Here is a 22345-nt window from a genome sequence, read left to right on the forward strand (position 1 = left end):
TCAGGCTCCCCATCCCATCTGGTTCTTGCCGACACGCTCGGCGGCGATCTTGTCCTCGTAGCCGCTGGCCCGGAAGGCCTCGAACGGATCGGCCGGCAGGCCGCTGTCCTCGCGGAAGGCTGCGAGCGCTGGACGCACATCGGTCCAGAACGCGTCCATCAGGATCGCGTTCGCCTCGAGCACATCGCAGCGCTCCTGCGCGGAGGCGAGCGCCTCCCGGTCCACCAGCAGCGCCTTCGCGAGCGTCTCCTGCACGTTCAGCACCGAACGGATCTGGCCCTGGATCTTCGACTCCAGGTTGTGGCACTGGTCGAGCATGAAGTTCACGCCCGACTCCGGGCGGTGCGCATCCTGCTGCACGATCTCGAAGAGGATCCGGAACAGCTGGAACGGATCCGCGGCACCGACGATCAGATCGTCGTCGGCATAGTTGCGGGAGTTGAAGTCGAAGGCGCCGAGCCGACCCTGCCGCAGCAGCTGCGCGACGATGAACTCGATGTTCGTGCCCGGCGCGTGATGCCCGGTGTCGAGGACCACCTTCGCCCTCTCGCCGAGCGCCAGGCAGTGCAGCAGGCTCGTGCCCCAGTCCGGGACATCGGTGTGGTAGAACGCCGGCTCGAAGAACTTGTACTCGAGGACCAGGCGCTCGTCGTTGCCCAGGCCCGTGTAGACCTCCGCGAGGGACTCCGCCAGCCGGTCCTGGCGGGCCCGGATCGAGTCCTGTCCCGCATAGTTCGTGCCGTCGGCGAGCCAGATCTTCAGCTCCTTCGACCCGGTGGCGCGCATGACGTCGATGCACTCGAGATGGTGGTCGATCGCCCGACGGCGCACGGTGGCATCGCCGTGGGTGAGGGATCCGAACTTGTACTCGTCGTCCTGGAAGGTGTTCGAGTTGATCATCCCGATCGTGACGCCCAGGTCCTCGGCATGCCGGCGGAGCGCCCCGAAGTCCTCGACCCTGTCCCACGGGTAGTGCAGGGAGACGCGCGGAGCGGAGCCCGTGTGCGCGTGGGTCTGTGCGGCGTCGGCGATCTTCTCGAACGGGTCGCGCGGGGTGCCGGGCGTGGAGAACACCTTGAAGCGGGTGCCGGAGTTGCCGTAGCCCCAGCTGGGGACCTCGATCGAGAAGTCCGCGAGGTCGCGGGCGACGGACTCGGGCAGTGCGGTGAGCGGAGCAGGAGGCATGAGGGGCTCCTTCGGAGAGTGGTGACGTCGATGGTGGTCGGGGTCGGTGCAGGTGGTGCAGACGATCGGGTTCGGCGGGACGGTGCGGCGGTGAGCGCCGGCGTCCCCTGCCGCGGACGCGGCGGCGATGCCTCGTCCGGGCGGGTGCGCGGGCTCTCAACCGACGACGTCCCGTCCGGCGTCGTTCCATCCGATGTCGTACAGCGGCATCGGTCATATGTTGAAACGACTCAACCCAGGCTAGCACGGTTGCGGCCGTCGAGGGTAGGCGGTTTCCGGCGAGGTGCGCCGCGAGAGGCGGCTGCAGGCTGTCGTGGCCGCTGTCGTCGCCATGGGCGGCGGGCGGTCGGTGTTCTCTGATGGGTTCTCCCGATATTCCGTACGCATTGTTCCGCCGGATTCTCTACCTTGTTTCCGGTTTTTCTTGGCGCGGGGTGGGGGTTGTGGATGGGTGGTGGGTGGGGAGGGGTGTGGGGGAGTGGTCGGTGTGGGGTGTGGCCTGGGTGGATGGTGTGCTCGTGGGTTTCTGGAGATGGTTCTGATGGGGGTGTTTGGTGGGGTGTTCCTGGTCCGCGTCGTCCTCGACGGCGCCGACCGCGGGGTGCACGTCCCTCACGGTGCCCCGCTGTCCTTCCCGCTCGCGCCGGGGAGCACCCATGACGTCCGCGTCACCGCGGAGATCTGGGGGCGGGCGAACTTCGACGAGGTCCGTCGGCCGTCGCTGCGGCTCGGCGCGGGCCGCGGGGTCGGCCGACCCCTGGCCGTGACGGGCGTCGAGGACGTGACCGACCTGTGGAGCGTGCGCTCACTGCCGGACCGTCGGACCGACGGTCCGCTCGCGCAGCAGCCGCTGCGGGGCCTGGGCGGCTGGTCGAGCACCCGAGCCGGCGTGGACGCCGTCTACGTCCGGGACCTCGAGGTCTCCGCGGGCGGCGGGCTCGTGCACGTGCTGCGTCTGGTCGGGCTCACCCATCCGGTCCGTGCGAGCGTCGACGGCGGACCCGAGCAGATCGTCATGCCCGCGGCGCCCGTGCTCGTCCTCGAGCGTCGCGGTGCGGATGGGCCGGATGCTGCGGATGCTGCGGACAGGGCGGCAGATGCTGCGGTCGAGGTCGCGGTGCGCGCCCCGCACGTGCCCGGCGGGCTCGTCGAGCGCGTGGAGCTGCTGACCGCCGTCGACCTCGCACCCCGGGCGATCCGTGCGCAGACCGCGCAGGAGCTGGTCGGCGAGGCCCGGCGCGAGGTCCGTCATCGGGCCGCGCATCCCCAGGCCCGCACCGAGCTGCCGCTGCGCGTGCGGCCCGGACGGCCCGCCGTGCTGCGGCTGGGGGCGCCCCCGGTGCCTCCGGTGCCCGGCCATGACGCACCGCCGTCCGGTGCGCTGCTCGACGTCGCGGGCGAGGACGTCGAGGTGACGGTGATCGCCGGGGAGCGCCGCGTCTCGCGGCACGTGCTCTCGTCGGCCGCCGTGTCCGGGGGCGATCCGCATCGGTCGTGGATCCCGGCGGGCTGGGCGGGGTCGTCGGACGATGTCCTCCTCCTGGTCGAGGCGATGTCCGCCGACGGCGGGGTGCTCGAGGGCGTGAGCTGGTCGGCCGTCCCGCGCTGAGCGGCACAATGGCAGTCGACCCCCTCGCTCCCTCGGGTGCGAGGGCGGTCGACCCACCGGGAGGAGAACGATGGCCGCGAAGACGTCGAAGGACATCCGCAACGAGAGCCGCTTCATGGTGCTGCGCTCGGTGTATGCGCGCGGGACGATCACCCGAGCGCAGATCAGCACGGAGACCGGGCTCAGCGCCGCGACGGTGACCACGCTCGTCGGCGAGCTCGTCGAGGAGGGCGTGCTGCGCGAAGCCGGACGGATCTCCTCCCAGGGCGGACGCCCCACCTCCACCTTCCAGGCGAACCCGCGGCGAGGCACGCTGCTGGCGGTCGACGTCGCCGAGACCTATGTGCGCGTCGAGCTGTACGACCTCGCGCTGACCGCGCTGGATGCGGAGCAGGTGGAGCTGAGCGCAGGGGTGGGGGAGAGCATCGCGACGATCGCCGAGCGCATCGGTCGCTGCGCCCGGGCGCTCCTGGCGCGAAAGGACCCCGATGCGGGCGAGGTGCTGGGGGCCGGGGTCTCCCTCCCCGGTCAGGTGGATCCCGTCCGCGGGGTCGACGTGTTCGCACCCAACTGGGGCTGGCGGGACCTGCCGGTCCAGGACGAGCTGGAGCAGGCTCTGGGCGTGCCCGTGCGCATCGACAACCCGCTGATGGCGCTCGCCACCGGCGACCTCTGGTTCGGTGCGGGACGCCGCTTCCGGGACATGGTCGCGGTGAACCTCGGCACCGGCGTCGGCGCCGGGATCATCATCGACGGGCAGCTGCTGCGCGGCCTGGGCAACTCCGCCGGCGAATGGGGGCACACGACCCTGTGCTGGGGCGGACGCGAATGCGGATGCGGGCGCAGCGGATGCGTCGAGGCGTATGTCGGCGTCGAGGGGATTCGTCGGACGCTCGCCGAGATCGCGCCCGCCCATGAGCTCTCCGCCGTCGAGCATCATCGCGAGTTCATCGAGCGGCTCACGCGCGCCGAGGCGGCGGGGGACGAGGCCGCCGGGGAGGCCCTGCGCCGCACGGGCGACTATCTCGTCGCGGGCATCGGGAACCTCGTCAACCTGGTCAACCCCGAGCATGTCTCCATCCTCGGCTGGATCACCCGCTACGCGGGCACCGAGCTGCGCGAGCGGGTGCGCGAGCGCATCGCCGAGGAGTGCCTGCCCGGTCCCGGCTCTCTCGTGAACCTCGAGTTCACGGAGGCCGACGGCGAGGTCGTCTCGCTCGGCATGGCGGTGCTGGCCCTCGAGGCGTTCCTCGAGAGGGTCGGCCTGCCCAGCTCGACGAGCATGCCCGCCCCGACCGCCATCGGTCGGGGCGAGCAGCCCTCCACGGCCTGGGCCTCCCCGGGGAGGGCCCGACGCGCAGTCCGCTGACCAGGGTCAGCTGAGGCGGGTCCGGGTCAGGAGGAGGGCGCCAGGTCCAGAGCGGCGCGAACGCGAGAAAGGGACTCTCTGCCGTCCACGACGTCGACTCCGCCCTGGTCGATGTCACGCAGACGCCTCTGGATCTCCCGGCGCCAGCCATCGCTCAGCTCAGCCGAGTCGGACGGGTGCTCCGGCCGTTCATCGAGCACATGGATGAGCTCCTCCACGAGCTGCGCGAGCTCATCGTGCTCGAGCATTCTGGCGTGGCGGAGGATCTCTGCGGCATCGGGAGACATGCTTCGAGCGTAGGACCGCTCCCGCTCATCGCCTATGCACTGTCGTCCGCTGTGGATGACCATCTGCGTCCTCGTCCCCGTCGCCGACTACCATCGAGCCATGCCTGCCGACCGACCCAGCACCATGGTGCAGGACTATCTCAAGGTCATCTGGGGCGCCCAGGAATGGGACGACGGCTCCATCACCACCAGCGAGATCGCCGAGATCCTGGAGGTCACGCCGTCGTCGGTCTCCGGGAACCTCAAGCGCCTGGCCCGCGACGGGCTGATCGAGTACGAGCCCTACGGGGCCATCGAGCTGAGCGAGTCCGGTCGTGCCGAGGCGGTGCGCATGGTGCGGCGCCACCGGGTGCTCGAGACCTACCTGGTCGAGCGCCTCGGCTACGGCTGGGATGAGGTGCACGACGAGGCGGACCTGCTCGAGCACTCGGTCTCCGACCGTCTGCTGCAGAGGATGGACGACGAGCTCGGGAACCCGACCTCGGACCCCCATGGCGACCCGATCCCCTCAGCGGACGGGACCGTCCATCGGCCCGACGCGGGCCGCCTGTCGGACCTGGCCTCGGGCTCCTGCGGCCTGATCGCCCGCATCTCCGACCGTGACCCGGGTCTGCTGCGCTATCTCGATGCGCGCGGCATCGGCGTCGGCACCCACCTGCGGGTCCATGCGCGCTCGGAGGCCGCGGGGGTGCTCGCGGTCTCCTGGACGGCCGACGACGAGGATCGCGAGCTGGACCTCTCCCTGGTCGCCGCGCGCGCCATGCGCATCGCCCCCGACGAGCACGCCGCGGGCTGAGCGGCTGAGGCCGGCGTTCGGGTCAGGCCGTCCGCCCGGCTCAGGCGGTCTGCAGCTCCCTGCCCGACGGACCGGCGTCCGACGATCCGGCGCCTCGCCCGTCGGCCGAACCGCCGTCGGGCCCGTCCCCGCCGTCGTCCCCGTCGTCTGCCGTGCCCCCGCTGTCGGCCTGCCTGCGGCGGAAGGGTGCGGCGAGGGTCGGCCCGATGTGGCGGCGGTTGATGATCAGGAAGCCGATCGCGATGGCGATCTGCAGGATGCTGAGCACCCAGCGACCCTCGGTGCTCGTGATCGCGAACTGGGCGGCGAAGATCGCCAGCAGGGCGATCGCGGCGCTGCGGTGGAAGCGCAGACCCAGGAGGATCGCCACGCCCATCACCGTCTGGCTCGCGGTGAGGGTGAACTCCTCGATCTGGCGGGCGTCGAGCGCGAGGTCCGTCCCGCCTCCGCCGAGCAGGTGCGCGATCGGGAGGGAGCCGACCAGCAGGCTCCACTGGTTGATCTTCGAGGCGATGAGCGTGCAGATCGCGGCGGCGCCCATGCCGCGCAGGGCGAACAGCACGGCGACGATGAACTCGGGGGCCTCAGAGGCGAGCGGGGCGAGCCACTGCACCAGGAAGTAGCTGTCGATCCCGAGCGAGGACCCGGACTCCACCAGGGCGTTCGCGAAGGGCTCGGCGCTCGCGAGGATCACCGCGGCCGACGCGACGAACATGCTCACCACGGTGATGCGGCGGGAGCGTCGGGGCATCTCCGCGATGATCCTCGAGGCGCCGACGAACTCCTCCTCGCCGTCCTCGTCGTCGGCGCTGACGCCGGCGCGCCACATGTAGAGCGCGAACACGAGGATCAGCGCGATGCCGAACCAGAGGGGGATGCGGCCCATCACGGGGATCGCGAAGGCGATCACGGCGAGGATCGCCAGGAATCCGATGTCCAGGCGTGCGGCGGCCGGCAGGATCAGGGCGCGCAGCGGTCCGACGGGCCGTCCCGGCTCGGAGCCCGGCCCCTGAGCGGCCCCCAGCTGCGACTCGTGCGCAGCCTGCTGCGCGAGGCCGGCGCGGCGCGCCACCAGCAGCGAGACCAGCACGATCAGCGGCCAGCCGAATCCCAGCAGCAGCCGGTTCGAGCCGGTCATGTTCGCGGCCGCGAACTGCTCGTAGGAGGGGTCGGAGCCAGAGCGGAAGGCGTAGTACAGGTCGACGGCGTACTCGGGCAGCACGGCGATCAGCGCGAGGATCGCGATCGCCAGCGCGCCGGAGATGTCCTTCTGCGCGGCCTCCGCGGCCCAGCACAGCGCGAAGGAGGCGGAGACGACGGCCGCGCCGAACAGCAGCAGCTCGACGACGGGATGGGCGGAGGCGCCGGAGATGCGCAGCACGATCGCCGGGGCGGCGATCGCGAGGCACAGCGCGATCCGACGGAGCAGGGGAGCGGGCACGGGAGTCCTTCGGGAAGGGCCCGGGGAGCGGGCCTGTCACAGTGGGACGCGGCGGGGACCAAGGTCCTCGCCGCGTCGCATCGGAGACTGTTCCACCAGGTCAGGCCATGAGTCCAGAGGCATCGGAATGTTAGGCGCGCCTGAATCGCGGATGTGGTGAGCCCCGCCGCTCCGGCCCCGCCATGCCCACCGCCACGCCATCCGTCATGCCACTTGCCACGCCACTCGCGACGCCGCCCGGCATGCCGTTCCCGTCGGCCGCCCGGCCCGGCGGATCAGCCCTCGCCCTGCATGCCCTCCAGCGCGGTGAGGATCTCCTGGGCCGCAGTGTCCAGGTCGGTGTCGCCGAAGCAGTAGGTCTGGCTGATGCGGGTGACCTCGTCGCCGAAGCCCACGCCGGAGGCGGGCGTGACCAGCGGCGCCCGCACCACCTCGGACTGCATCGTGAGAGCGAACTCCAGGCAGATCGTCTCGATGTCGTCGAGCTCGGGCTCGACGGCGTCCTGCATCGAGGGGATCGCCGTGACACCGCACTCGATCTTCAGGACCTTGGCGGCCTCCGGGTCGGTCAGCAGGAAGTCCATCAGTGCCGCGGCGCTCTCGGCCGCTCCGGTCTCCGCCGAGGCCTGCGCGATCGACCAGTGCATCGACGCCTTGTTGACCATCTGCGGGTTCCCGCTGTCGAGGGCGGGCAGGCGCAGCAGGTCCATGGTCGCCCCGGAGGCCTTCTGGAAGGTCTGGACCTGGGTGTGGAACTGGAGGTGGAGGACGGCCTTCCCGGTGCCGAAGCGGCCCTGCTCGACGCCCGCGCCGAAGTCCTCGATCTGGTCGGAGGCCGACGGTGCGGCACCGGACTCGATGAGACCGCGCGAGTAGTCCAGGTACTCCTTGACCGTGTCGATGCTGATGAGCGTCTCGTCCTCGCGGGGGAAGATCTGCTGGCCGGCCTGGCGGGCCCAGGCGCCGAGCTCGGCCGCGCTCTGGCCGAACATGTCCAGGGCGACGACGCCGTCCTCCTTCCCCCAGGCGCCGATCTCGGCGCACGCCTCCTGCAGATGCTCCCAGGTCCAGGCGGTGTCCTCGGGCAGGTCGACGCCCGAGGCCTCCAGCAGGTCCGTGTTCACGCCGATCGAGAGGATCCCGACCCCGAGCGGTGCGCCCACCAGGGTGCCGTCGGCCAGTCGTCCCGTGTGCAGGACGTTCTCGTCCATCTCGGACAGGTCCAGCACGTCCCCGAGGGTCTCGAGGTCCAGCAGCGTGCCCTGGTTCCCGTAGGAGTCGATGTAGGCCTCGTCCATCTGGAGAAGATCGGGCGGGGTGCCGCCGGCGGTCTGGGTGGCGAGCTTGTCCCACTAGCCGGTCCATTCGCTGTACTCCTCGGCGACGTCGAAGCCGGGATCGGTGTCGCGGAACAGATCGAGCGGCTTCTGGGTGAGGGTCAGGCGCAGGTCGCCGCCCCACCAGCAGATGCGGACCGACCCGTCGGATCCGCCGGACGACGAGTTGGGGCCGCAGGACGACAGGACGGGCAGGGCGGCGGCGGTGTCGGCGGTGGCCAGCAGGGCGAGGGACTGACGGCGGGTGATCACGGGGGAGACCTCCGGGGGTGCGCGGTCGGGTGCATCGTCGCGGTCCCGACGGCCCCCCACGCTACGAGGTCCGGGCGGCCTCGCGCGATGGGGATCCCGATCGGGTCCAGGATCGGATGCGGCATCGGGTGCGCCATCGGACGCGCGATCGCAGAGGGCGTCCGGGACGGGCGGGCCGTCCGCCGTAGGCCGTCTCCCGAGTTTCCGGACGAATCCGGGGCAATCGCTTTCCATCGCGCTCGCGGTCTGGGATCCTGGTGGGCATGTCTGCACTCCGCGATGATGCGAGATCCCTGTCCGACGTCCGCACCGCCGTGGTCGACTCCAACGGCGCCTGGTGCTGGTTCCAGGATGAGCGCGCCCTGGTCGACCCCGACGGCGACCGTCTGCTGATCGGTGCGGTCGCCTCCGTCGCGGGGCGCGACGGCGCGGCCCGCGGCGGCGACATCGACCTCGTCGTCGTCGACCTGGAGCGTCTCGGCCAGCGGGCCGACGGCGGAGACGGGGCCGACGGCGCGGCCGGGGCGGATGGAGGCGCCGCGGGCGAGGTCGATCCGGCCGCCCGCACGATCGTGCTGCATCCCGGTCTCGAGTCCGACGATCATGATGACCCGGCCCTCTGGCATCGCGAGGACGGGCGCTGGCTCGCCGTCTACAGCCGCCACAAGAGCGACGACCTCACCCGCTGGCGGATCTCGGAGACCGACGACCCCGCCGGCGCCTGGGGGCCCGAGCGCGCCTTCGACTGGCGGACCCTCTTCGCCGACGAGGAGGAGGCCGCAGCCCTCGGCGGGCACCGCGGCGTCACCTACCAGAACCTGCACCGGCTGGACGGTGTGCTCTTCTGCTTCGTCCGCGCGATCAACGACGACCCCTGCTATCTGGTCTCCCATGACGACGGCGAGAGCTGGGAGTTCGGCGGTCGCCTGCTGACCCGCGAGAAGATCGGCTACGTCAACGGCTATGCCCGCTACGCCTCGCCCAACCGCTTCGCGGCCGACGACCGCATCGACCTGATCATCACCGAGCACCACCCGCGCGACCATGCGACCTCGATCTGGCACGGCTATCTCGCGCAGGGCTCCCTGCACCGGGCCGACGGCACCGTCGTCGGCGAGCTCGGGCGGGGCCTGACCGAGGCGACCCCGCGCGCCGAAGACCTCACCCGCGTGTTCGCGAGCGGCTCGACCTGGGGCGGCAGCGTCATGACCCACGCCTGGACCACGGACCTGCGCTCCTTCCCCGACGGGACCGTGGTCGCCCTGTTCACCGCCCGCGCCGACGACACCCTGGGCACCTCCTTCGACCGCGAGGCGCGCGCCGCGCGAGGAGAGGAGGGACGCCCGGCGGACGAGCCCATCGACCATCGGTTCTTCCGGGCGGTCCTGCGCCCGGGCGCCGGGGAGTGGGAGGTGCGCGAGCTCGCGGTCGCGGGACCGCAGCTGATGCCCCATGAGGAGGACTACACGGGTCTCGGCACGATCGACCCGGACGACCCCGAGCAGCTGTGGATCTCCACGGTCGTCGACCCCCGCGACGGCTCCGACCTCGATCGGCACGTCATCTTCCACGGCCGCCTGATCGCCGCCGACGAGCGCTGGGAGTGGATCCCGATCACCGCCGACTCCGCGGCTGACAGCTTCCGTCCGATCGCCGTGCCCGGGGACCCCTCCCGCCAGGTGCTCGCCTGGTACCGCGGCACCATGGATGCCTCGCAGCGCTACGACACGGAGATCGTCGTCCGCGTCGAGCCGCGGTGAGGCGGCGGCCCCTCCGCCGCCTCACCTCCAGCTCCGATGGGCAGGCCCGTGAGGACTCCTCCCGTCACCGGGCGTCGACGGGCGGAGTCCAGCGCAGCAGCACCGTGCCGTGGGGCTCGATGCGCACATCGATCGCGGTCGATCCGGGGGCGACGCCGCGCGCCTCGTCGGACTGCACCGAGACGGCGCGGACGGGGACGTCCTGGCCGCTCCACAGCTCGCGCAGCTCGCCGTCGACCTCCGCCGGGAGGCCGACGTTCCGGCTGTCCAGGGATACGGGCAGCGTCTGATCACCGAGGTTGAAGGCGGCGACATAGCGGACGCCCTCCCCGAGCGCTGTCCACAGCACCAGCGGACCCTCGCGGAAGACCTCGCGGCCCTCGCGGGAGGAGGCCTGCACGGCCAGGACGTCGGCGTTCGTGAACAGTGCGATCGTCCCGGGATCGGACTCCGGCAGATGACCGCCGATCATGAGCGGCGACCGGGCGATCGACCACAGCGTCATCAGGGTGCGGCGCTCCGCCGGGGTGAGGAGGTCGTCGCGGGGCTCGCCGCGCTCTGCCCGCAGACCGATCCGGCCCAGCGGCAGCATGTCGCCGTCGGGCCATCCGCCCTCGCCCGCGAACGGTGCCCAGCGCGCGAAGCGCGCGAAGTTCGCCTCGACGTCGGCCCAGGAGTCCCACAGGTCGTCGCAGATCCGCCACATGGTGGCGTGCTCGCGCAGATGGTCGAAGCGGGTGAGGGAGAGGTCCCTGCCGGGGGACAGGCTCAGCTCGATCGGCCGCACGCAGCGGTCGATCGCTGCGGAGAAGGCCTCGATCTCCGCCGCCTGGTACGGCCACAGCATGTCGTCGACCTTGAGGAAGTCCACGCCCCAGGACGCATACAGCGCGAGGATCGAGTCGTAGTAGGCGCCCGCGCCGGGGACCCCATGGTCGATGCCGACCATATGCGGGTTCCACTCGCACGAGTTCTCCGGGTCCGCGATCTGCGCCGCGGAGAGCGGCGCGCCCGTCGTCAGCACCGGGCTGTCGGCATCGACCGCGAGGCGCGGGATGCCGCGCATGACATGGATGCCGAACCGCAGACCCAGGTCGTGGATCTGCGCGGCCAGCGGTCCGAAGCCCGCCCCGTCGGCGGCGGAGGGGAAGCGCCCCGGATCGGGCAGCAGGCGCCCGTGATCGTCGATCACCAGGGGAGCGGACTCGTTGTAGCCGTGGGAGCGGGCCGACGGGTCCGACCAGTCGATGTCGACCACGATCGTGTCCCAGCCGAAGGGCGCGAGGTGCTCGGCCATGAAGCGCGCGTTGGCCAGCACCTCCTCCTCGGTGACGGTGGTGCCGAAGCAGTCCCAGCTGTTCCAGCCCATCGGCGGGCGCGCCGAGGGCGCGCGATGGCTCCGGAGGGCCGACGACGGGGCGGCGGGCGACGAGGGTGCGGAGGTCATGGGCGGGTCACTCTCCGAGCAGGCGGTCGACGTAGGAGTTGGCGAAGACGCGCTCGGGATCGAGGCGATCGCGCAGGGCCTGGAAGTCCCCCAGGCGCGGGTACTGCGCTCGCACGGCCTCCGGGGCCATCGTGAAGACCTTGCCCCAGTGCGGACGGGCGGCGAAGGGCGCCAGGCGCTCCTCGACCTCCGGCAGCAGGGCCTCGACGGCCTCCGGCTCGCGCGCCCAGGTGAAGTGGACGGCGGCGCTGTCGCGGCCGTGCATGGGGGAGAGCCAGAGGTCGTCGGCGGCGATCGTCCGCAGTTCGGAGATCAGCAGCAGAGGGCGGATGCGCTCGCCGATCTCGGTGAGGGAGGCGACGGCCTCGGCCAGATGCTCACGGGCGATGAAGAACTCCGACTGGATCTCCTCACCGTTCGAGGGCGTGAACTCGAGCTTGAAGTGGGGCAGCCGGTCGAAGTAGTGGCCGGGGGCGCCGGTCTGGTCGGTGCAGAAGTCCGCCGGCATCGAGGGCAGCGGGTGCACGCCCGCCTCGGCGCGCCGTGCGCCGAACCAGGAGCCGTCGGCGCTGAGATCGTCGTCGGAGCTCTCGTCGTCGACCAGCTGCTTGCGCCAGATCTGGGAGATGGTGCCGTCGAAGGTGTGGAACAGGCTGACGCTGCGGCCACCGGCGTGCAGCGCCCGCAGCCCCTCGGAGGTCATGCGCTCGGCGGGCAGGTCGAGGTGGACGCTCTGGCGGATCCGGTAGTCGGGCACCAGGTCGAGCACCAGGTGCGTGACGACGCCGAGGGTCCCCAGCGACAGCACGGCACCGGGGAAGACGTCGGCGTCGGCGTCCCGATCCAGGGTCACGAGATCGCCGTCGGCGGTGACCAGCTCGATCGCGCGCACGGCGGCCGAGAGGGAGCGCTGATCGTCCCCGGAGCCGTGGGTGCCGGTCGCGGTCGCGCCGCCGACGGAGATGTGCGGCAGGGATCCCATGTTCGCGAGCGCCAGGCCGTGCCGCTGGACGGCGATCGCGAGCTCCCCGTAGCGCACCTGGGCGCCCACGCGGACGGTGCGCGCGACGGTGTCCACGGAGATGTCGGGGGGCATCCGCTCGAGGGTCACGAGATCGGCGTCGGATGCGGCGACGCGGGAGAAGGAGTGGCGGGTGCCGAGCGCCCGCAGGCGGCGGCTGCGGCCGACGAGCGCCCGCAGCTCGTCGACGGTCCGAGGGGAATGGAGGGGACCGGGACCGTAGTCCACGGTGCCTGACCAGCTCATTCCGGGGCGGCGGTCGACGGCGTCGGCGGATCCGTTGCTCATGGTTCGGGGATCGTCTCTCTGGGGAGGGGCCCGGTCGAGGGACCGGGGCGGGCGGGTCCGGAGGCCGGACCCGCCCGTCGGGCTCAGAAGCCCTGGGCCAGGCGGTGGAAGACCTGGTTGGTGCGCAGGTCCTGCGCGAAGGAGCGCACCGTGGTGCCCTCGTCGATGACGGCGAGCTCGATGTCTCCGATGGTGGCCAGATCCTCCCACGTCTCGAGATCCACGGCCGAGGTCATGACCGTATGGTGGGCCGCTCCGGCGGTCAGCCAGCACTCGGCGGAGGTCGCGAAGTCGGGCTGGGGCTCCCAGACGGCGCAGGCGACCGGCAGGTTCGGCAGGTCCTCGTCGGGCTCGACGACGTCGACGACGTTCGCGATCAGGCGGAAGCGCTCGCGCATGTCGCTCATCGCGACCACGACGGCGGGACCGGCGTCGGCCGAGAACTTCAGGCGGACCGGGTCCTCGCGGTCGCCGATCCCCAGCGGGTGGATCTCGAGGGTGGGCTTCTGCGTGGTCAGGGAGGGGGAGACCTCGAGCATGTGGGCGCCCAGGATCTTCTCCTTCCCCGGGGTCAGCTCGTAGGTGTAGTCCTCCATGAGGGAGGCGCCGCCGGGCAGGCCATAGCCCATCACGTTGGCGACGCGCACCAGGATCGCGGTCTTCCAGTCGCCCTCGGCGCCGAAGCCGTAGCCGTCGGCCATGAGGCGCTGGACGGCGAGGCCGGGCAGCTGGCGGAGCCCGCCGAGGTCCTCGAAGTTCGTGGTGAACGCGCCGAATCCGCCCTCCTCGAGGAAGGAGCGCAGACCCAGCTCGATGCGTGCGCCGTAGCGCAGCGACTCGTGGCGCTCGCCGCCGGCCCGCAGCTCGGGGACGACCTCGTACTGCTCCTCGTACTCAGCGACCAGGGCGTCGATCGCGGCGTCGTCGACGGCATCGACCACGGCGACCAGGTCGTTGACGCCCCACGTGTTCACGCTGACGCCGAGGCGCAGCTCGGCCTCGGTCTTGTCGCCCTCGGTGACGGCGACGTTGCGCATGTTGTCGCCGAAGCGCGCGAGCTTCAGCGAGTGCATCTCGGCCCAGCCGGTGACGGCGCGGGCCCAGCGGCCGATCTTCGCCTGCACGGCCTCATCGGTCGCATGGCCGACGACGGTCTTGCGGTTCACGCCGAGGCGGGTGGCGATGTACCCGAACTCGCGGTCGCCGTGGGCGGCCTGGTTGAGGTTCATGAAGTCCATGTCGATCGTCGACCACGGCAGGGCGACGTTCGCCTGGGTGTGCAGGTGCAGCAGCGGGGTCTGCAGGGCGTCCAGGCCCTGGATCCACATCTTCGCGGGGGAGAAGGTGTGCATCCAGGTGATGACGCCGACGCAGGCGGGGTCGGCGTTGGCGGCCAGCGCGGTCTCGCGGATCGCGTCGCGGTCGGTGAGGACCGGCTTCCAGACGATCTTCACGGGGATGCCGTCGGCGGCGTCGAGGGTCTCGGCGATGACGCGGGACTGGTCGGCGACCTGCTCGAGCGTCTCGGGCCCGTACAGGCCCTGGCTGCCGGTCAGGAACCAGATCTCGCGGGTGTCGAAGGGATTCTGCATGGTGATGTCCTCTCGGGCGGTGGGTGCCGGCATCAGTGCTGGCCGTAGACGTTCTGGTAGCGGTCGAAGAGCGAGTCGACGTGCTCCTGGGCGATCGGCAGGGGGTCGCCCAGCTGGCGGGAGATGTGCACGGTGCGCGCCACCTCCTCGCACATCACGGCGGCCTTCACCGCGTCGCGGGCGTCCTTGCCGATGGTGAACGGGCCGTGGTTCTGCATCAGCACGGCCCGGGAGCGGGAGTCGCGGAGGGTCCCCACGATGCCGCGGCCGATCGAGTCGTCGCCGATGATCGCGAATGGGCCGACGGGGATCGGGCCCCCGAACTCGTCCGCCATCATCGTCAGCACGCACGGGATCTCCTCTCCGCGCGCCGCCCACGCGGTCGCGTAGGTCGAGTGGGTGTGCACGACCCCGCCGACGTGGTCCATGTGCGCGTAGACGTAGGCGTGGGCGTCGGTGTCCGAGGAGGGGACCAGGGCCGCCGGGGTGCCATCCTCGATCTTCTTGCCGTCGAGGGTGCAGACCACCATCGCGTCCGGCGCCAGCTCGTCGTAGGAGACGCCGGACGGCTTGATGACCATCAGGCCCGGCACGTCGGGGTCGACCGCGGGCACCCGCTCGGAGACGTTGCCGGCGGTCCACACGACGAGCCCGTTGCGGGGCAGCTCGGCGTGCAGCGCGGCGACGCGCTCGCGGGTCTCGGCCACCGCGCGCTGCGTGGCGCGGGGCAGGTCGGCGAGGACGAGGGGCATGGGGTTCCTTCCGAAGGGGTGATGCGGCCGACGGGGCGGGCCGACGAGGTCAGTCGAGGAGCTCGCCCGCGAGGCGCTCGACGGGGAGGGCGGCGCGGTAGCCGGCCAGCCACGTGGCGTGCCCGGCGGAGCCCGCGGGATCGGGCTCGAGCGTGGTGAGCTCCTGACCGGCGAAGACGACGTCGGAGAGATAGGTGCTCAGCGCGCGGCCGGCGCTCGAGCCGGCGAGGCGGCCCGCGCCGGCGGTCGCGCCGGGGCCGGCGTCAGCGCTGGTCGTGACGTCGGCGGGGGTGACCCCGTCGGCCGTGCGGGCGGTGTGCGCGGCGAGCAGCGCCATTCCCCATGCGCCGCCCTCGCCGGCGGACTCGCCGAGCGCGACCGGGGTGCCGAGCGCGTCGGCGAGGACCTGCTGGGCGATGCCGCGCGTGCGGAAGATGCCGCCGTGCGCGTACATGACGTCGAGGTGCACGCCCTCGTCCTTGAGCAGCACCTCCATGCCGACGGCCAGGGCGCCGAACGCCCCGTACAGCTGCGCGCGCAGGAAGTTCTCCAGGGTGAAGCGGGCGGACTGCTCGCGGACCACGAGCGGCCTGCCGGAGGCGACGCCCGTCTGGTGCTCGCCTGAGACGTAGTTGTAGGTGAGGATCCCGCCCGCATCGGCATCCCCCGCGGCGCCCGCAGCGAAGAGCGTCGCATATAGGTCCTCCGCGGACTGCGGGGCACCGATCAGCTCCGCGAACCGGGAGAACAGGCCCAGCCAGGCGTCGAGATCGGTGGTGCAGTTGTTCGTGTGGATCATCGCGACGGGATCACCGGCCGGCGTCGTGACCAGGTCGATCTCCTCGCGCGGCCCGGACAGCGGGCGCTCGAGGACGACCATCGCGAAGGCGCTCGTGCCCGCCGAGACGTTGCCGGTGCGCGGCTCGACGGCCTGCGTCGCGACCATGCCCGTGCCTGCATCGCCCTCCGGGGGCGCGGTGATCGCCCCGGGCTGCAGAGCGCCGCTCGGGTCGAGCAGGGCCGCGCCCTCGGCGGTGAGGCGGCCTGCGTCCTGTCCCGCGACGAGCACCTCGGGGAGCAGATCCGGCAGCGACCAGGGCATCTCCGCGACCGCGTCGAGGGCGGCGAAGCGCTCGAGCAGCTCGGGGTCGAAGGCGTCGCCCGCGGCGGAGATCGGGAACATGCCGCTCGCATCGCCGACGCCGAGCACCCGGCGCCCGGTGAGCTTCCAGTGGACGTAGCCCGCGAGGGTGGTGAGGTGGGCGAGGCGCTGGACGTGCTCCTCGCCCTGCTGCACCGCGTGGAGGAGGTGGGAGACGCTCCAGCGCAGCGGGATGTTCTGCCCGAACGTCTCGCTGAGCAGGGCGGACGCCTCGGTCGTGAACGTATTGCGCCACGTGCGGAACTCGGCGAGCTGCTCGCCGGTGGCGTCAAAGGCCAGGTAGCCGTGCATCATCGCGGAGATCCCGAGGCCGCGCAGGGAGGTCAGCTCCACGCCATGGTCCTCGCGCACCTCGCGGGCGAGATCGGCGAAGCAGCCGGCGACCCCGGCCCATACGGAGTCCAGCGAGTAGGTCCAGGTCTCGCCGACCAGCTCGTTCTCCCAGGCGTGGGAGCCCGTGGCCAGCACGGTGCCGGTCTCGTCGATCAGGGCGGCCTTGATGCGGGTCGAGCCGAGCTCGAGGCCGAGGTGGGCGTCGCCGGCGGCGATGGTCGCGGCGGCGGCCGAGCTCTCGGCGGCGGGGCTGTTGGGGGACACGTCGGCGTGCGTCATGGGCCCATCCCATCAGGTGTGGCCGGCCGATGTCAACGTTCACATTCCGGAGGGGCGGGGCTTGCGCGCCGGCGAGGTCGACAGTGTCGACTGGCGAGCCAGAAGGGGCCCCGAAGCGGCTCGTGAGGCGACAGTGTCGACCTGGCGCGCCGTGAGGAGTGGGCTGTGGGGCGCCCGCCGTCAGTGCGTCCGCTCGGGGCGGGTCGAGCGGCGGACCACGAGCCGAGGCGGCAGGGTCGCCGGCGCGTGCGGCGCAGGCTCGGAGCCGTCGAGCACCTCCAACAGCCGGTGCAGCGCAAGGCGGCCGAGCTCGGCGAAGGGCTGCGAGACCGTGGTCAGCGACGGGATCAGGTACTCCGCCCCGACGGTGTCGTCGTAGCCGACGACGGCCACGTCCTGCGGCACTCGCACCCCGTGCTCGTGCAGGGCGTGCAGAGCGCCGATCGCCATCATGTCGTTCGCGGCGAAGACCGCATCGGGCAGGCCGGACTCGAGGAGTTCGCAGGTCAGCTCGTAGCCCGAGCGGGGCGTCCAGTCGCCGGGAGACGTGGTCGCACCGTCGATCCCCAGCTCGCCGAGCGCCTGCTCGAAGCCGTCGCGCCGAGCGCGGGCGTCGAACCAGTCCGACGGCCCGGGCAGGTGCGCGACAGTCCGCACGCCCGTTCGCGCCAGGTGGTGCACGACCTCGCGGGCGCCCCGATGCTGGTCCACGCCCACCACCTCGACCCCCGGCGTCGACGTCGGCTGCGCCGAGACCGCGACCACCGGGATCGAGGCGGCCGCCCCGGCGACCACCGGCAGCATCCCCTCGTGCGCGGCGACGACGAGGATCCCGTCGACCCCGGAGCCGATGAGGCTCGCGCCCGCTGAGGCGTCGGCCGCTCGGGGCGCCCCGTCGGCCGCCCCGCGACGCGCGCCGTCGGCCGCTCCTGCCGCCGCGCCGGCGGCGGTCCCGACCGTCGTGAGCAGCACCGAGTAGCCGGCCTCGCGCGCGGCGGTCTCGATCGCGGTCGCCGTCTCCGCGGGGCCGAACAGCGAGGATCCGTCCGTGAGCAGGCCGATCAGCGAGGAGCGGGTCGTCTTCAGGGCGCGCGCCGCACGGTTCGGGGTGTAGCCGAGGTCGTCGATCGCCCGCTGCACCCGGTCGCGGGTCTCCGGGCGCACGATCCCCGGCTCGTTGAGCACGCGCGAGACCGTCTGGTACGAGACGCCCGAGCGCGCGGCGACATCCGCCATCGAAGGGCGTCGCGTCGTCGATGCCATGAGCGGTCCTTGGTCGTCGTAGGGGAGAAGGTGCTGGTGGGAGGGGGGAGGCGGGGTCAGGGTCGGAGGGTCGTGGCCGGCGTGAGGAACGGCCTCGCCGGATCGGAGGGGGCGAGACCGCGGAGCCCGGGGAGGCGATCCCGCCGGGCTTCGTTGTCGAGTCGTGACCCCCTCGTAGTCCGCCGGAGGTCCCGGCCGTGCTTCCCTGTGAACGTTAGCATCGTGCATCTCGCCGGTCTCAGACAGCAGTCGTCGGACACGAGGCGCATGACCCGAGCCTGTGACTTCGTCTGCTGAATGGCGGGGTTCTTCAGACGCTCCGTGGCGGGGTCAGGTGACGCCGATGACCAGGGTGCTCTGGGCGGCTTCGATGACGTCGTTGGTGATGGTGTCGAGTTCGTTGATCTTCAAGACGCGTTGAATCTGGGGGAAGAGGCGTTCGAGCAGCCGGAAGTTGCCGCGCGTGATCCGCACGATGGCGGCGATGGCTTCGGCGTCGGTGAAGTCTTCGGGGTCGAGGGTCCTGCCGAGAGAGCGCCAGTGCCGCTCGAGAACGAACAGCAGTTCGTCCCGGGCTAGGTGTACTGACCGGAGACGTTGGTAGAGCGACTCTCTCTGGGAGCATTGACCTTGACACTGTGTGATGCGGTCTGGTGGGGGTCGACATGTTGAGTATCGGAGAGTTCGCGCATAGCACTGGTGTCTCGCGGCGCATGCTGCGGCACTGGGAAGGCGAGGGGTTGCTGACCCCAGCTATTACCGACCCTGTAACCGGCTATCGGCGCTACCAGGACAGCCAGCTTGGGCGCGTGCGTGCCATTGCGGAACTGCGCGCGCTGGGGTTCAGCTTGGCCGAGATCGGGCAGCTGCTCGATCCGCATCTTGAGCAGTCCACTCTGGAAGTGCTTCTCACTCACCAGGTAGACGCCCTGCAGCGGCAGATCACCGAGGCTTCAACACGTCTGGTCCACGTTCAGCACCGGCTGGACATCATCCAGAGCAAGTCCATGGAGATCATAATGAATCTGTCCATCACCGCACTGCCCAGCCTCAATATTTGGGGGCTGAGCACCACCGTCCTTGACGAGACCGAGATCGGTCACGCCGTCAAACAGTTGCACCGGGACCTCCCTCACACCGATGAAGAGATCGTGCTTCTGTATGACGGTACGGACGACGACCAGATCACCGTCTCAGCCGGGATTACGACGCGCCCCGAATCTGAGGCGGTCAGCAGGATCGTCGTGCCGGAGGCCTCGGAAGGCGTAACGGTCACCTTCGATGGACCGCCAGAGAGCATCGGGGATGCCTGGGTCCTGATCGATGCCGAGCTAGAGAAGCGACACCTGACCAGTTTCGGCATCTATCGGCAGGTCAACAGCGTGACGGGACACGTTACCCTGCAGGCCCCTGTTCGCGAGCGACACTGATTTGCGGACCACAGCAAGGGAGGCCAGCGGCGACGTCGAGCCCCCGCCTGGAGGTGTGTCTCAATGAGCCATGCGAGTGCGGCTCTCACCCCGCGCCACAGACTGAAGGTTGCCCGGCTGGTTGTCGACCAGGGGTGGCGGATCAGTGAAGTGGCGGCCCGCTTTCAAGTGTCCTGGCCGACAGTTAAGCGCTGGGTCGATCGATACCTCGCCGGCGAATCGATGCAGGATCGCTCCTCGCGGCCACGGAGGTCTCCTGGCAAGACGTCCAAGACCGTGACTAAGAGGTGCGTCAGCCTACGAATGCGTCTGCGGGAAGGTCCGGTCCAGCTCGCTGCGAGACTCAACATCGCGCCGTCGACGGTTCATCGAATCTTGCGATCAGCCCGCTTGAACCGACTCTCTCATGTCGACCGCGAAACAGGTGAGCCCGTCCGCCGCTACGAGCACGATCATCCGGGATCAATGGGGCTCTTCGGACATCCGGTGGGGTGAGGGTGGCCGGGCGGTGATTCGGCGGTAGGGGTCGAGGTCCCCGAGGATCAGAAGCGCTAACTCTCTGATTCCGACCGAGGACCTCGACGTGCTTCACCCTACTTCGGGGTGCGCTGACGCGCGCCCCGCCGACTGTCCGTGTGCCCGCTGCGACCTGCTGCTCGGCCTCGACGGCGTCCATGTCGAGCACGTCGAGCGTCGCGACGGACTTCTTGTGGTGACCGTTTCGACTCCGGCGTCCCCGACGGGCTGCCCGGGGTGCGGCGTGCTCGTGACGAGCCGTGGTCGGCGCCTTCGGGTGCTGCATGACGTGCCGGGTGTGACGCGGGTGAGGGTGGTGTGGCGGCAGCGGATGTGGCGGTGCGGCGAGTCCGGCTGTCCGCGGAAGACGTTCGTGGAACAGGTCCCGTCGCTGGTCGCGCCGCGCGGGTCGATCACGAAGCGCGCCGTCGCGTGGGCGATCGGGCAGCTGCGTCGCGAGCTCGCCACCATCCAAGGACTCGCCCGGCAGCTCGGGACGTCGTGGAAGACGGTGTGGCGGGCCGTCGAACCCGAACTGGTCAAGCTCGCGGCGGACGAGTCCCGGTTCGAGAATGTCACCAGCCTCGGCGTCGACGAGCACGTCTGGCATCACGTCGACCCGCGCCGACGGGGGCCGAAGGAGCTGACCGGGATGGTCGACCTCACCCGCGACAGCCAAGGGAAGACGCGGGCCAGGCTGCTGGATCTGGTGCCCGGTCGGTCCGGGAAGGCGTACGCGACCTGGCTCGGTGAGCGCGGCGACGCGTTCCGGAAGCAGGTGAAGGTCGCCGCGTTGGATCCGTTCGCCGGATACAAGACCGCGATCGACGACAAGCTCGACGACGCCGTCGCCGTCCTCGACGCGTTCCACGTTGCGAAGCTCGGCACCGCCGCGGTCGACGAGGTCCGCCGTCGCGTTCAGCAGGACACCCTCGGGCACCGCGGACGCAAGGGCGACCCGCTCTACGGGGTGCAGACCATCCTGCGCGCCGGGGCCGAGAACCTCACCGAGAAGCAGCGGGTGAGGCTGACCGCGGCGATGGAAGCCGACCCCGCGCACGACGAAGTGTCCGTCGCTTGGCAGTGCGCGCAGCAACTCCGCTCCGCCTACCACCAGGGCGATCTGGCTGCGGGGCGGCGGATCGCTGAGCAAGTCGTCGACACGTTCCACACCTGCCCGATCCCCGAGATCGCACGACTGGGCCGCACCCTCCGCCGCTGGCGCGACGCGTTCCTGGCGTACTTCACGACGGGGCGGTCATCGAACGGTGGCACCGAGGCCGTGAACGGGATCATCGAGCTCCACCGCCGCCTCGCCCGCGGCTACCGCAACCGGCACAACTACCGGCTCCGCATGCTCCTCGCCGCCGGCGGACTCACCCCATGACCCCCACCGGATGTCCGAAGAGCGCCTCTGGCCGCCGTGGGTAGCCCGACGCCTGGCGGCAGAATCGGAAGCGTTGTAGCGGCAACTCGATGCGTGATAGTGCATGCTGAGTCCATGTCTATGAAGTTGCCCCCTGAGGAGCCTGCTGCTGGCCCTTGGAGCGCCATGACTCAGGCCGACCTCGTTCACCTGTTGTTCCGGGCAGCGGGAACGCCGGCTGAGCGGCCGCGAATCGTGGCTGTAGACGGCCGCAGCGCGTCCGGCAAGTCAACGTTAGCTAAGCGGCTCTGCCAGCAGGTGCCTCGTTCAGCGATCATCCACACAGATGACGTCGCCTGGCACGAGCCCTACTTCGCGTGGGGCCATCTTCTGGCTGACCACCTCTTACGACCCTTGCACCGCGGGGAAGACGTCTCCTTCCGCCCACCTGCCTGGGCACTCCACGGACGGGACGGGACGATCGATATCTCCTCCGACCTGGATTTAGTTGTCGTCGAAGGTGTAGGAGCCAGCCAACGAGAGCTGGAAGACCTCATTGATGTCACGGTGTGGGTGCAGTCCGACTTCGCCGCAGCCGAGGAACGCGGCATCGCTCGCGACATCGCGGAGGGGGTCAACGGGGACACCGAGCAAACCATCGCTTTCTGGCACGAGTGGATGGCGGAGGAGTTGCAGTTCCTGCGGCGACAGCGACCGTGGGAACGAGCCGGCGTGGTCGTCGCAGGAACCCCACCCATCGTGCTCGACGACGGCGAACTCGCTGTCGCACCCGGTGCGCGATCCTTGAGGATGCAGGGTTCACGCAGCACCTGAGACGCTCGTGCGGAGGTTGCGGACCC

At 70.9% G+C, this 22345-nt stretch carries 18 protein-coding genes and 2 pseudogenes; 8 read left to right on the forward strand and 12 right to left on the reverse strand.

The annotated features are described in order from the left end of the window. Entirely contained in the window at window positions 1-1185 is a 1185-nt protein-coding gene (gene rhaI, locus ACZ5AJ_RS15405) for an L-rhamnose isomerase (protein ID WP_464135922.1), read from the reverse strand. A gap of 532 nt (window positions 1186-1717) precedes the next feature. On the opposite strand from rhaI, the gene ACZ5AJ_RS15410 reads away from it, so the two are divergent. Together ACZ5AJ_RS15410 and ACZ5AJ_RS15415 are read left to right on the forward strand one after the other, a co-directional pair. Next, window positions 1718-2794: a hypothetical protein gene (locus ACZ5AJ_RS15410; RefSeq protein ID WP_464135923.1), complete on the forward strand. Its 1077-nt coding sequence runs from the start codon at window positions 1718-1720 to the stop codon at window positions 2792-2794. 70 nt (window positions 2795-2864) lie between these two features. Next, window positions 2865-4163 carry an ROK family transcriptional regulator gene (locus tag ACZ5AJ_RS15415; RefSeq protein WP_464135924.1) on the forward strand — a complete coding sequence of 433 codons (1299 nt, stop codon included), beginning with the start codon at window positions 2865-2867 and terminating at the stop codon, window positions 4161-4163. Window positions 4164-4189: 26 nt separating this feature from the next. Here the strand turns inward: ACZ5AJ_RS15415 and ACZ5AJ_RS15420 are convergent, their stop codons facing one another. Continuing rightward, a complete protein-coding gene (locus ACZ5AJ_RS15420) occupies window positions 4190-4450 on the reverse strand; it encodes an addiction module protein (protein WP_464135925.1) in 261 nt (86 codons plus the stop codon). 100 nt (window positions 4451-4550) lie between these two features. On the opposite strand from ACZ5AJ_RS15420, the gene ACZ5AJ_RS15425 reads away from it, so the two are divergent. Continuing rightward, window positions 4551-5246 (forward strand): metal-dependent transcriptional regulator, encoded by a 696-nt coding sequence (locus tag ACZ5AJ_RS15425; RefSeq protein ID WP_464135926.1) that lies wholly within the window; start codon window positions 4551-4553, stop codon window positions 5244-5246. 40 nt (window positions 5247-5286) lie between these two features. Here ACZ5AJ_RS15425 and ACZ5AJ_RS15430 read toward each other — a convergent pair whose 3' ends face one another. The 3 genes from ACZ5AJ_RS15430 to ACZ5AJ_RS15440 form a co-directional block, all read right to left on the reverse strand. After that, window positions 5287-6687, reverse strand: coding sequence for a sodium:proton exchanger (locus ACZ5AJ_RS15430; protein ID WP_464135927.1), 1401 nt, complete (start codon window positions 6685-6687; stop codon window positions 5287-5289). A gap of 275 nt (window positions 6688-6962) precedes the next feature. Next, window positions 6963-7985, reverse strand: a complete 1023-nt coding sequence (locus ACZ5AJ_RS15435; RefSeq protein WP_464135928.1) for an ABC transporter substrate-binding protein — start codon at window positions 7983-7985, stop codon at window positions 6963-6965. Window positions 7986-8039: 54 nt separating this feature from the next. Beyond that, window positions 8040-8276 carry a hypothetical protein gene (locus ACZ5AJ_RS15440; RefSeq protein WP_464135929.1) on the reverse strand — a complete coding sequence of 79 codons (237 nt, stop codon included), beginning with the start codon at window positions 8274-8276 and terminating at the stop codon, window positions 8040-8042. A gap of 263 nt (window positions 8277-8539) precedes the next feature. Here ACZ5AJ_RS15440 and ACZ5AJ_RS15445 point away from each other — a divergent pair, with 263 nt between their 5' ends. Next, a complete protein-coding gene (locus ACZ5AJ_RS15445; protein ID WP_464135930.1) occupies window positions 8540-10036 on the forward strand; it encodes a BNR-4 repeat-containing protein in 1497 nt (498 codons plus the stop codon). A 64-nt stretch (window positions 10037-10100) separates the two neighbouring features. Here ACZ5AJ_RS15445 and ACZ5AJ_RS15450 read toward each other — a convergent pair whose 3' ends face one another. The 7 genes and pseudogenes from ACZ5AJ_RS15450 to ACZ5AJ_RS15480 all read right to left on the reverse strand — a co-directional run. Then, window positions 10101-11483, reverse strand: a complete 1383-nt coding sequence (locus ACZ5AJ_RS15450; protein WP_464135931.1) for a glycoside hydrolase family 27 protein — start codon at window positions 11481-11483, stop codon at window positions 10101-10103. Window positions 11484-11490: 7 nt separating this feature from the next. Then, complete coding sequence (locus ACZ5AJ_RS15455) at window positions 11491-12792, reverse strand: D-arabinono-1,4-lactone oxidase (protein WP_464135932.1); 1302 nt, start codon at window positions 12790-12792, stop codon at window positions 11491-11493. Between the two features lie 83 nt (window positions 12793-12875). Further along, window positions 12876-14384 (reverse strand): L-arabinose isomerase, encoded by a 1509-nt coding sequence (gene araA / locus ACZ5AJ_RS15460; protein ID WP_464135933.1) that lies wholly within the window; start codon window positions 14382-14384, stop codon window positions 12876-12878. Between the two features lie 32 nt (window positions 14385-14416). Then, window positions 14417-15136: an L-ribulose-5-phosphate 4-epimerase gene (locus tag ACZ5AJ_RS15465; protein WP_464135934.1), complete on the reverse strand. Its 720-nt coding sequence runs from the start codon at window positions 15134-15136 to the stop codon at window positions 14417-14419. Window positions 15137-15185: 49 nt separating this feature from the next. Beyond that, complete coding sequence (locus ACZ5AJ_RS15470; RefSeq protein WP_464135935.1) at window positions 15186-16910, reverse strand: xylulokinase; 1725 nt, start codon at window positions 16908-16910, stop codon at window positions 15186-15188. Between the two features lie 180 nt (window positions 16911-17090). Then, a complete protein-coding gene (locus tag ACZ5AJ_RS15475; protein ID WP_464135936.1) occupies window positions 17091-18173 on the reverse strand; it encodes a LacI family DNA-binding transcriptional regulator in 1083 nt (360 codons plus the stop codon). 330 nt (window positions 18174-18503) lie between these two features. Further along, window positions 18504-18752, reverse strand: a pseudogene (locus ACZ5AJ_RS15480) (AAA family ATPase); the annotation flags it as partial. Between the two features lie 86 nt (window positions 18753-18838). On the opposite strand from ACZ5AJ_RS15480, the gene ACZ5AJ_RS15485 reads away from it, so the two are divergent. From ACZ5AJ_RS15485 to ACZ5AJ_RS15500, 4 genes and pseudogenes are all read left to right on the forward strand, one after another. Continuing rightward, on the forward strand, window positions 18839-19603 hold the full coding sequence (locus ACZ5AJ_RS15485) for a MerR family transcriptional regulator (RefSeq protein WP_464135937.1): 765 nt from the start codon (window positions 18839-18841) through the stop codon (window positions 19601-19603). Window positions 19604-19666: 63 nt separating this feature from the next. Further along, window positions 19667-20071 (forward strand): annotated as a pseudogene (locus ACZ5AJ_RS15490) (helix-turn-helix domain-containing protein); the annotation flags it as partial. A 115-nt stretch (window positions 20072-20186) separates the two neighbouring features. After that, complete coding sequence (locus ACZ5AJ_RS15495) at window positions 20187-21506, forward strand: ISL3 family transposase (protein ID WP_464135938.1); 1320 nt, start codon at window positions 20187-20189, stop codon at window positions 21504-21506. 165 nt (window positions 21507-21671) lie between these two features. Next, window positions 21672-22319: a uridine kinase family protein gene (locus ACZ5AJ_RS15500; RefSeq protein ID WP_464135939.1), complete on the forward strand. Its 648-nt coding sequence runs from the start codon at window positions 21672-21674 to the stop codon at window positions 22317-22319. The last annotated feature ends 26 nt before the right edge of the window (window positions 22320-22345 follow it).

Source organism: Brachybacterium zhongshanense (assembly GCF_055385755.1).